Raw genomic sequence first — 10,703 nt, 5'->3', positions numbered from 1 at the left:
TTTGATATTGCAGTCTTTTGTAGGCCGGGTAAGGCGAAAGCCGCCACCCGGCAGAAATGCGAGCACAATTTTGCGTTGACCTTGCCCTCACCCCAGACCTCTCCCCTGGGAGAGGAAGCAAACCCTAAAAAAGTGCAATCTTCAGGGATTGCCCGGCGGCGCTGCGCTTGCGCGGGCCTACAGATAACGGCATAACGGTTTGATATTGCAGTCTTTTGTAGGCCGGGTAAGGCGAAAGCCGCCACCCGGCAGAAATGCGAGCACAATTTTGCGTTGACCTTGTCCTCACCCCAGATACTCAATCACCGACAGCCCGCCGTTGTAATCGGTGCTGTAGATAATGCCCTGCGCATCGACAAACACATCGCAGGACTGGATCACCCGCGGGCGGCCGGGACGGGTATCCATCATCCTCTCAGGAGCAGCCGGCACCAGCGCCCCGGTCTCCAGCGGACGATACGGGTTGGAAATATCGTACGCCCGCACGCCGGCATTCTGATAGGTGGCGAAGATAAGCGTTGAGCTGACAAAACTCCCCGGCCGGTTCTCATGCAGGTTATGCGGCCCGAAGTGCGCCCCTTTCGCCACATAGTCGATTTCGTCAGGCTGTGGGAAAGTTGAGATACTCACCGGGTTCGCCGGCTCGCGAATATCAAACAACCAGATCAGCTTCTCGCCGTCCTCCTGATTGTCGAGCACCGCCTCATCCAGCACCACCAGCAGATCGCGATCCGGCAGCGGCAGCGCGGTATGCGTTCCGCCGCCGAACGGCGGGCTCCAGTTGCGATGGCTAATCAGCGTCGGCTGGGTACGGTCTTTGACATCCAGCAGCGTCAGGCCGCCGTCGCGCCAGCTGCCGTAGGCGGTATCCCCGGCAATAATGGCGTGGTGCAGCGCATAGCGTTTGCCCTGCGGCCAGTCCGGTGTTTCACCACCCGCCTGGTGCATCCCCGGTAGCCACCAGCGCCCGGCAACCTGCGGTTTACGCGGATCGGCCAGATCGATGGTCAGGAAGATGTAGTCGGTAAAACCGTCGATCAGCGCGGACACATACGCCCAGCGGCCGCCGACGTACCAGATGCGGTGAATGCCGATACCGTTCAGCGACAGAAAGCCAATTTCACGCGGCTTATCCGGCGTGGAGATATCAAACACGCGCAGCCCGGCGCTCCAGCCTTTGTCCTGCACATCGCTGACCGTGTCACCCACCGAGCGGGTGTAGTACACCTTCTCATCGGCAAAACGGGCATCGGCAAACAGATCCCGGGCGTTGATCACCAGCAGCAGATCGTCATGCGCCTGGAGGTGCACGTTCCAGGTGCCCGGCGGCGCGGCAATATAGTTGACCGTGGTGGGCCGGGTCGGATCGCGAACATCGACCACGGAAAAACCCTGCGACACCATATGGCCAATATAGGCGAATCCGCGATGCACCATCAGCTGGACGCCGTCCGGACGACCGCCCTGGTCGCTATGGCCGATCAGCCGCATATTGCGGCTGTATTCTGGGGAAGGTAATGCTGACATAGGGAATTCCTTTCGCCCGGTGGCGCTGCGCTTACCGGGCCTACGGGCGCTGTTGGTTTTCCCCCTCTCCCTGTGGGAAAGGGCAACAGGCCGCCCCCGCCGCCACCCGGCTTCGTTTTATTTGTTTTTCGCTTCCAGCGTCGCAAACCACGGCGCGATAAAGTCTTCCGTCTGGCCCCAGCCCGGAATGATTTTCCCCAGCGTGGCCACGTTCACCGCCCCCGGCTGGGCCGCCAGCAGCGCCTGCGGGATCGCCGCCGCCTTGAAGTCGTAGGTGGCCGGCGTCGGCTCGCCGGCGATCTTATTGGCGATCAGCCGCACGTTGGTCGCGCCGATAAGCTTCGGATCCACCGCCACGCTCACCTTCCACGGGCTGCCGGCTTCGCGCATCAGCTGCAGATCCTGGTTGGAAATATCAATACTGTAGAGTTTGATCTCGGTGCGGCCGTTCTCTTTCAGCGCCTTATAGGCCCCCTGGCTAAAGGCATCCCAGGTGCCCCAGATAGCGTCGATTTTCCCTTTCGGATATTTGGCGAGGATCGCCCCCACCTTGTTGGCAGTGTCGCCCTGCACATCGGACGAAACGGCGCCGATCGACTCCAGCTCTTTAATCCCCGGATTTTGCTTCAGCAGCGTCTGGTAAGCCGCCTGACGGCGCTCCATTGGCGGGAAACCCGCCACCCACAGCTTGACGATGTTGGCTTTGCCGTTGAAGTCTTTCACCAGCTGGCCAAAGGAGAGATCGGTCAGTGAGGCGTCATCCTGCTGGCTGACCGTCACGCCGGGGATCTCGCCGCTCACCGCGGTATCGAACACCGCCACTTTGATCCCGGCGTCCACCGCCTTCTTCACCAGGGCCGTCGAATAGGGGTCACGCCCCTGGGAGAGAATAATGCCGTCGTATTTCTGGCTGATCGCCTGGTTGACGAAGTCCTGGAATTTGGCGTCATCGCCGTTGCTCAGGAAGGTGCTGATTTTGAAACCGAGCTTTTTGCCTTCCTGCAGCGCCCCGGCGACAAACTGGGTGGTGTTATCGTCAGACCCCAGGTTGCGGATCACTGCAATGCGGATCGGGCCGTTGTGTTCGGCAATGGCCGCCGGCACCGGCGTCGGGGCGGTGGCCAGCGCCGCCGTCGACTGCAGCAGACCCAGCGTAATGAGAGAGAGTGCGATCTTTTTCATGCGGTTTACCCTGTAAAATGTTAAGTACGGCGCTGAAAATAGGTCAGTGCCAGCGCGCCAGCCAGTACCAGCCCTTTAATAATGTCCATCGCGTAATACGGCACCGAGAGCATCACCAGCCCGTTGGAGAGCACGCCGAGGATCACCGCCCCCACCAGCGTCCCCAGGGCGTTCGGTTTGCCGGAGCCGGCCAGCGAAAAGCCGATCCAGGCCGCCGCCACCGCGTCCATCAGATAGCCGCCGCCGGCGTTAACCTGCGACGATCCGATACGCGAGGCCAGCAGAATGCCGCCGAGCCCGGCCAGCAGCGAGGCAACCACGTACGCCGCCACTTTATAACGCGTGATCCGCAGGCCGGAGAGCCGCGCCGCCTCCGGGTTGCCGCCGATGGCGTACATCCGCCGGCCGTGGGTGGTGAACGACAGCGCCAGCTGGGCGACCAGCGTCACCACCAGCATGATGATGACGATGGTCGGCACCTGGCCCAGCGCGCCAAATGCCGCCGGGATGGTGCCTTCTGCCATCTCGCCGCTCGGCAGCACCATGTTTTCGGTAATCGACCCGCCGTAGCTGTATGTCATTGCCACCCCCTGAATCACAAACAGGCTGGCCAGGGTGGCGAGCATGTCGGGGATGCGCAGCACCACGATCAGAAAGGCGTTAAACAACCCCACCAGGGTGCAGAGCGCGAGGGTGATCAGAATGGCTTCGGTGGTCCCCAGGCCGTGCCAGACAAACAGAGAGATCACCAGGGCGTTGGCCAGCGACGCCGTCGATCCGACGGACAGATCGAAGCCGCCGATGGTGAGGGAAATCGACACCCCAATGGCAATCACCGTCACGATGGCTATCGAGCGCAGAATGTTGATGATGTTGAACGGGTCAAGGAAGTTGTCCGAGGCGAAGCCAAAGACCGCCACCAGCAGCACCACGGTCAGCAACATGCCCCACTTATAGAGAAAATCAAAAAATCGCTGACGGCCCGATACCGTCGCGTTCACTGCCAGGGCCTTGCTCACGCTGCCGCTCCTCCGGTTGAATAATAAAGCAGTGTCTCTTCCCGGGCTTCCGCGCCGGGGATCTCCGCCACGATCCGTCCGTCCCATAGTACGCAGATGCGGTCGCATAAACCGACCAGCTCGGCGAATTCACCCGAGGCATAAATCACCCCTTTGCCTTCCCGCGCCAGACCATCGATCAGCATGAACAGATCGGTTTTCGCTTTCACATCGACCCCTTTGGTCGGTTCGTCAAAAATCAAAACGTTGGCATCGCCGCGCAACCATTTGCCAATGGCCACCTTCTGCTGATTGCCGCCGGACAGACGGCGCAGCGTCTGACCGGGACCGGTGGCGCGCACGCCGAGGCGGGCTATCACCTCCTCCGCCCAGCGCCAGGCCTGGCGATGGCCGAACAGGCTCCAGCGCGAAAAGTGGTTATCGGCGCTGACCGCCAGGTTCATCGCGATCGGCTCTTCGATGAAAATGCCCTCTTTGCGCCGCTCCTCCGGGACCAGCGCCAGGCCGCGCCCCACCGAGTCGGCGGGATCCCGCGGCCGCCACGGCTGGCCGTTCAGCTCGCCGCGCTGCACCCGGCTTTTGCTGGCGCCGAACAGCGCTTTGCACAGCTCGGTTTTGCCCGCCCCGGCCAGCCCGGCGATACCCAGAATTTCCCCCTTACGCAGGCGCAGCGAGATATCCTGCAGCAGCGCCTCATCGTGCAGCCCTTCCACCTGCAGCAGCACTTCTTCACCGTGCGGTGGACGCGGCGGCGGGAAGATATCGCTCAGCTCGTGGCCCAGCATCTTTTCGACAATCTGTTCCCCGCTCAGCGGCGCCATCGGGCCGCTCTCAATCAGACGCCCGTCGCGCAGCACCGTCAGGGTGTCGCAGATCGCCTTCAGCTCGTGGATGCGGTGCGAAATAAACACCACCCCGATCCCCTGCTGCTGCAGACGGCGTACCACCGCAAACAGGCGTTCGCTTTCATGCTGATCCAGCGGCGCGGTGGGTTCATCGAGGATCAGAAAGCGGCAATGGTGCGACAGGGCGCGGGCCAGCAGGATCTGCTGTTTTTCGGCGAGCGTGCAGCTGTCAATAGAGCGCCTGACGTCCAGCGCCACGTCCAGCTGCGCCAGCGCCTCGCGCGCCAGCTGCCGAACCCGCGACCAGCGGAAGGTCGTCCCCGGCTCCGCCAGCCTGTCCAGCATGATGTTTTCGGCAATGCTCAGGCCCGGCACCAGCGCCACGTCCACCTCCTGCTGCACCAGGTGGATCCCCAGCTGTTTGGCATCCCGCGGCGAACGAATGGTGACCGGCTGGTTATTGATCGTCACTTCGCCCTGATAATGGGCGTGGGTGCCGCACAGCACCGCCATCAGCGTCGACTTACCCGCGCCGTTGGCGCCGGTCAGGGCATGCACCGACCCGCCATGAAGGGTGAAGGCTACCTTGTTCAGCGCCTGAAAGCCGGAGAAGGCCAGGCTAATGTTATGCATCTCAAGGCGATTCGCGCTCATCACTGCTCCCGTGCGGCAATTAATCTTCTGATTTAACGAATTTTTCATAGCCGCCGCTGGCTGACAACTGCGTAAAAAGCATAAGATACAACGAAATAATATTAGCCATCTGGATGTCCAGACATAACATCAGGTTAGCCCAACACCTATAAGGACAGCTTTCATGAGCAACAGCGAGATCCGCGTCGTGCCCGGCCCGGCCAACTATTTCTCCCACCCTGGCAGCCTTCAGCGGCTAAGCGATTTTTTTAACGCCGACCAGCTATCGCGGGCGGTGTGGGTCTATGGCGAGCGCGCCCTGGCCGGCGCCGAACCTTTTCTGCCGGCGGCCTTCCACCTGCCGGAGGCAAAAAAGATCCGCTTTACCGGCCACTGCAGCGAACGCGATGTGGCGGCGCTGGCGCAGGCCTCAGGTGACGATCGGGCGGTAGTGATTGGCGTAGGCGGCGGCGCGCTGCTCGACAGCGCGAAAGCGCTGGCCCGCCGCCTGGGGGTTCCGCTGGTGGCCATCCCGACCATCGCCGCCACCTGCGCGGCATGGACGCCGCTGTCGGTGTGGTACAGCGACGCCGGACAGGCCCTGAATTTTGAGATCTTCGATGACGCGAATTTCCTGGTGCTGGTCGAGCCGCGCATCATTCTCAACGCCCCGGCGGAGTACCTGCTGGCGGGCATTGGCGACACCTTAGCCAAATGGTATGAGGCAGTGGTGCTGGCGCCGCAGCCGGAGGCCCTGCCGCTCACCGTGCGGCTGGGGATTAACGGCGCGCTGGCGATCCGCGACGTGCTGCTGGCCAGCAGCGAAACGGCGCTGGCGGACCAGCGCCGCGGCGAGCTGAGCCAGGCGTTTCGCGATGTGGTGGATGCGGTTATCGCCGGCGGCGGGATGGTTGGCGGGCTGGGGGAACGTTACACCCGGGTCGCCGCCGCCCACGCGGTGCATAACGGGCTGACGGTGCTGCCGCAGACGGATAAATTCCTCCACGGCACCAAGGTGGCCTACGGCATTCTGGTGCAAAGCGCCCTGCTCGGTCAGGATGAGGTCCTGGCGCAGCTGGTGCAGGCCTGGCAGCGCTTTAACCTGCCGGCGACGCTGGCGGCGCTGGAGGTCGATATCACTAACCGCGAAGAGTTTGACCGGGTCATTGCCCATACCCTGCGCCCGGGCGAGTCGATTCACTATTTACCGGTGACGTTAACCCCTGAGGTTCTGCGCGCGGCGTTTGAGAAGGTGGAATACTTCAGCCGTTAATCACCCCGACCGTCTATACCTAATGATGATTCTCACCACTCTCGCAACGAGGTCATCATGCAGATCGATTTAACAGGTAAGAAGGCGCTGGTTACCGGCGCCAGCCGTGGGTTGGGTCGGGCTATCGCCCTGTCGCTGGCGCGCGCCGGCGCCGACGTGGTTATTACGTATGAAAAATCGGCCGATAAAGCCCAGGCGGTCGCCGATGAAATAAAAGCGCTGGGGCGGCACGGTGAAGCGGTGCAGGCCGACAGCGCCAGCGCGCAGGCGATTCAGGATGCCGTCACCCATGCGGCGCGCTCCCTCGGCGGGCTGGACATTCTGGTCAACAACGCCGGGATCGCGCGCGGCGGCCCGCTGGAGTCCATGACGCTGGCGGACATCGACGCGCTTATCAACGTCAATATTCGTGGGGTGGTTATCGCCATCCAGGAGGCGCTGGTGCATATGTCAGACGGCGGGCGCATCATCAACATCGGCAGCTGTCTGGCTAACCGCGTGGCGCAGCCGGGCATCGCGGTTTACTCGATGACCAAGTCCGCCCTCAACTCCCTTACCCGCGGCCTGGCGCGCGATTTAGGCCCCCGCGGGATCACCGTTAACCTCGTCCATCCCGGCCCGACCAACAGCGATATGAACCCGGAAGACGGCGAGCAGGCCGATGCCCAGCGTCAACTTATTGCGTTAGGTCACTACGGCCAGCCGGAAGACATCGCCGCGGCGGTCACCTTCCTCGCCAGCCCGGCCACCGGGCAGATCTCCGGCACCGGGCTGGACGTGGATGGCGGTTTGAACGCCTGATCGCACATTTTCTGCGAGCCTCTGTCGCCCGGCAGAGGCCTTTTCGAGCCGCCTCGACGGGTTGCGTTTTGCCGCTTACCTGCGTTTTTTCTCCGCTCTACCCTACCCCATAAGAAATTCGGAATTTATCTAATAGTCTTATTATTTCCTTGTATTTTGTGTGGTCGTACAGTGGAGGTACGGATGAAGATTGTCTGGTCAAAAACGGCAGATAAGCCATTTTCTAAAATCGATAGTGGCGGTTAAACGCCGAACCACCACCACCTACCTGCATGAGGAGCATGCCGAATATGACTATTCAGTACATCAAGGATGAAGAAGGAAAAGACCAGTATGTCGTCATTCCTTACAGTGATTACTTTCGTATGCGCCTGGCTCTGCTGGAGTACGACGACGAGGATGAAAGCGACTGGGAAGATATTCCTTATGAATCAGACATCTATGATAACGTCATGCTGCCAGGCGAAGTATGCGACGTGATGCATAAAGAAAACGTCAGCCTGCAGGCTGCGTGGCGCATCCTGCGCGGGATGTCCCAGCAGGAGGTCGCCGAAAAGCTCGGCATCAGCCAGTCCGCCGTGTCACAGCTGGAAGCGCTGGACTCCCGTCCGCAGAAGCGCACCCGCGAGAAGCTGGCGGCGCTCTACGGCTGTAAGCAGGAGCAGATCAGCCTCTATCTGCCGAAAGAGGGTTAACAGCACTTCGCCCCGCCCTTGCCGCCGTAGCGGGCGTCCTGGCGTTCGCGGAAAAATGCTTCGTAGGTCATTGGCGTCTGATCCGGATGGTTGACGCGCATGTGCTCGACGTAGTTGTCGTAATCCGGCACGCCGATCATCATTTTGGCGGCCTGGCCCAGGTACTTACCTGCTTTGGAAAGGGTGTCGAACATAATTCTGATCTCACAGAAAAAGTACGCCGGGTAAGGCGAAGCCGCCACCCGGCACACAGGTTAATGCGCCCCTTTCGCCTGGGTCACTATCGCGTCCAGGTTTTCAGGCATTGGCTCATACGGTGTCTCTTTCGCCGTCGGTTTATTCTCTTTCAGCGCCGCCAGCGCGGTTTTAATCGAGAACAGCGCCAGCACCACCACCACGATCATAAAGAAGATGGTCAGCCCGGCATCGAGACGGTTGTTAAACACCAGCTGCGCCAGCTGCGACTCGGTGTACTGCGCCGGGATTTTGCCGCTGTCGATCATCGCCTGGAACTTGTTGGCAATCGCCAGGAAGCCCACTTTATTGTCCGGGCTGAAGGCCTTCTGCCAGCCGGCGGTGAGGGTACAGATCAGCAGCCAGGCCGTCGGCACCAGCGCCACCCACGCATAGCGCTGACGTTTCATCTTGAACAGCACCACTGCGCAGAGCATCAGCGCCATCCCCGCCAGCATCTGGTTGGCGATACCGAACAGCGGCCACAGGGTGTTAATGCCGCCCAGCGGATCGACCACTCCCTGATGGAGGAAGTAGCCCCACGCCAGCACGCACAGCGCCGTCGCCAGCAGGTTAGCCGGTAACGAGTCAGTACGCTTCAGGTTCGGGGAGATCACCCCCAGCAGATCCTGCAGCATAAAGCGCGCCGCACGGGTGCCGGCATCCACCGCCGTCAGGATAAACAGCGCTTCAAACAGAATGGCGAAGTGGTACCAGAACGAAACGTCCATCAACCCGCCCAGCGCGCCGTGGAGAATGTAGGCCATGCCCACCGCCAGCGTAGGCGCCCCGCCGGCGCGAGAGATGATGGACTGCTCGCCCACTTCATTAGCGATATGCGTCAACGTTTCCGGGGTAATCGCAAAGCCCCAACCGCTCACCACCTGCGCCGCCGAGGCCACCACATCGGTGGTTCCCGCCGGCGCCAGCACCGCCATCGGGCTGTTCATCGCGAAGTAGACGCCCGGGTCAATGATACAGGCGGCCACCAGCGCCATAATCGCCACGAAGGATTCCATCAGCATGCCGCCGTAGCCGATAAAGCAGGCCTGATTTTCATTCGCCAGCATCTTCGGCGTGGTACCGGAGGCAATCAGGGCGTGGAAGCCCGACACCGCGCCGCAAGCGATGGTGATAAACAGGAACGGGAACAGGTTGCCAGTCCATACCGGGCCAGTGCCGTCGATAAATTTGGTCAGCGCCGGCATGGTCAGGGTCGGACGCATAATCAGAATGCCGATCGCCAGACCGACGATAGTGCCGATTTTCAGGAAGGTGGAGAGGTAGTCGCGCGGGGCGAGCAGCAGCCAGACCGGCAGCACCGCGGCGACAAAGCCGTAGCCCACCAGCATCCAGGTGAGCTGGACGCCGGTAAAGTCAAAGAACGGCGCCCAGGTCGGGCTTTCCGCTACCCAGCCGCCGGAGATAATGGCGAACACCAGCAATACCAGCCCAATCACCGACACTTCGCCAATGCGCCCCGGGCGCAGATAGCGAATATAGATCCCCATAAACAGCGCCAGCGGAATGGTAAAGGCCACGGTATAGGTTCCCCACGGGCTGTGGGTCAGCGCTTTCACCACGATCATCGCCAGCACCGCGAGGATGATCACCATGATCATAAAGGTCGCCACCAGGGCAATCACCCCGGCGGTCGCCCCCATCTCCTCTTTCACCAGCTCGCCCAGCGAACGGCCGTCGCGACGGGTGGAAACGAACAGCACCATAAAGTCCTGCACCGCCCCGGCCAGCACTACGCCGGCGAGGATCCAGATCATCCCCGGCAGATAGCCCATCTGCGCGGCGAGCACCGGGCCCACCAGCGGCCCCGCGCCGGCGATGGCGGCAAAATGGTGACCGAACAGCACTTTTTTGTCAGTCGGGACATAGTCGAGGCCATCGTTATGCCGCACCGCGGGCGTCATGCGCGTCGGGTCGACGCCGAGCACGGTTTTGGCGATATACAGGCCGTAAAAACGATACGCGATCAGATAAACGCAGACTGCCGCGACGACAATCCACAGCGCGTTGATCTGCTCACCCCGGTTTAAAGCAATGTAGCCGAGGGCAAAGGCTCCGATCACGGAGAGCAGTGCCCAGATAAGGTATTTCCCTGAATTATTCATTGTTGTGGTCCACCGGTAGGGTAATCAGGATGTTACAGTTTGTTTCTAGAACACAACGCAGACTTTAACAACATCGAAACAGCGCAGATGCCGTCCACCCACAGAGATTTGTCTCACATTGCTAGCGAGATCACTTAAGGCAGGAAAATGAATGAAAGGATTATCGTGAACGGTGCCGTTTGTTTGTCGGGTGGCGGCTAACGCCTTACCCGACCTACAGATCCGTAGTCCGGCTAAGCGCAGCGCAAGCCGGGGAAACAGCAGCTTCCTGACCCAGAAACCGTAGCCCTGCTAAGTACAGCCGAGCGGGGATATTCCCGGATGGCGGCGCGCTGCGCCTTATCCGGGCTACCCATTGCGCCGATACG

General features: G+C 61.1%; 10 protein-coding genes and 1 pseudogene. 5 read left to right on the top strand and 6 right to left on the bottom strand.

Annotation, left to right across the window (positions count from 1 at the left end; translation table 11 throughout):
* Positions 1–195 (top strand): hypothetical protein (locus tag ABLV54_RS12605; protein ID WP_348814166.1); only part of this gene is annotated, 195 nt, incomplete at its 5' end.
* Between the two features lie 90 nt (positions 196–285).
* On the opposite strand, the gene ABLV54_RS12600 is transcribed toward ABLV54_RS12605, so the two are convergent.
* The 4 genes from ABLV54_RS12600 to ABLV54_RS12585 form a co-directional block, all read right to left on the bottom strand.
* Positions 286–1,527 carry an LVIVD repeat-containing protein gene (locus ABLV54_RS12600; RefSeq protein ID WP_050532998.1) on the bottom strand — a complete coding sequence of 414 codons (1,242 nt, stop codon included), beginning with the start codon at positions 1,525–1,527 and terminating at the stop codon, positions 286–288.
* 117 nt (positions 1,528–1,644) lie between these two features.
* A complete protein-coding gene (locus tag ABLV54_RS12595) occupies positions 1,645–2,709 on the bottom strand; it encodes a sugar ABC transporter substrate-binding protein (RefSeq protein ID WP_032455089.1) in 1,065 nt (354 codons plus the stop codon).
* Positions 2,710–2,729: 20 nt separating this feature from the next.
* Positions 2,730–3,728, bottom strand: a complete 999-nt coding sequence (locus ABLV54_RS12590) for an ABC transporter permease (RefSeq protein ID WP_048297022.1) — start codon at positions 3,726–3,728, stop codon at positions 2,730–2,732.
* Positions 3,725–5,227, bottom strand: coding sequence for a sugar ABC transporter ATP-binding protein (locus tag ABLV54_RS12585; protein WP_050532999.1), 1,503 nt, complete (start codon positions 5,225–5,227; stop codon positions 3,725–3,727). The genes ABLV54_RS12590 and ABLV54_RS12585 overlap by 4 nt, the downstream gene beginning before the upstream one ends.
* A 163-nt stretch (positions 5,228–5,390) precedes the next feature.
* On the opposite strand from ABLV54_RS12585, the gene ABLV54_RS12580 reads away from it, so the two are divergent.
* The 4 genes and pseudogenes from ABLV54_RS12580 (at position 5,391) to ABLV54_RS12565 (ending at position 7,975) form a co-directional block, all read left to right on the top strand.
* Positions 5,391–6,479 carry an oxidoreductase gene (locus ABLV54_RS12580; protein WP_135704078.1) on the top strand — a complete coding sequence of 363 codons (1,089 nt, stop codon included), beginning with the start codon at positions 5,391–5,393 and terminating at the stop codon, positions 6,477–6,479.
* Positions 6,480–6,536: 57 nt separating this feature from the next.
* Complete coding sequence (locus ABLV54_RS12575; protein ID WP_050533001.1) at positions 6,537–7,280, top strand: 3-oxoacyl-ACP reductase family protein; 744 nt, start codon at positions 6,537–6,539, stop codon at positions 7,278–7,280.
* A gap of 183 nt (positions 7,281–7,463) precedes the next feature.
* A pseudogene (locus ABLV54_RS12570) lies at positions 7,464–7,596 on the top strand (hypothetical protein).
* The gene (locus ABLV54_RS12565) at positions 7,571–7,975 is read left to right on the top strand and encodes a helix-turn-helix transcriptional regulator (RefSeq protein ID WP_032455082.1); all 405 of its coding nucleotides are present in this window, start codon (positions 7,571–7,573) and stop codon (positions 7,973–7,975) included. The pseudogene ABLV54_RS12570 and the gene ABLV54_RS12565 overlap by 26 nt, the downstream one beginning before the upstream one ends.
* Here ABLV54_RS12565 and ABLV54_RS12560 read toward each other — a convergent pair.
* Both ABLV54_RS12560 and cstA read right to left on the bottom strand, forming a co-directional pair.
* The gene (locus ABLV54_RS12560) at positions 7,972–8,169 is read right to left on the bottom strand and encodes a YbdD/YjiX family protein (protein ID WP_023288790.1); all 198 of its coding nucleotides are present in this window, start codon (positions 8,167–8,169) and stop codon (positions 7,972–7,974) included. The two genes, ABLV54_RS12565 and ABLV54_RS12560, sit on opposite strands and share 4 nt — an antisense overlap.
* A gap of 60 nt (positions 8,170–8,229) precedes the next feature.
* Positions 8,230–10,335 (bottom strand): pyruvate/proton symporter CstA, encoded by a 2,106-nt coding sequence (gene cstA / locus ABLV54_RS12555; protein ID WP_023288789.1) that lies wholly within the window; start codon positions 10,333–10,335, stop codon positions 8,230–8,232.
* Positions 10,336–10,703: the final 368 nt, after the last annotated feature.

This window comes from Klebsiella sp. JB_Kp042, from assembly GCF_040065275.1.
GTDB classification, from domain to species: Bacteria; Pseudomonadota; Gammaproteobacteria; order Enterobacterales; family Enterobacteriaceae; genus Klebsiella; species Klebsiella quasipneumoniae.
Note: the sequence above shows the minus strand (reverse complement) of the source record. Positions and strands in the feature narration are given on the sequence as shown.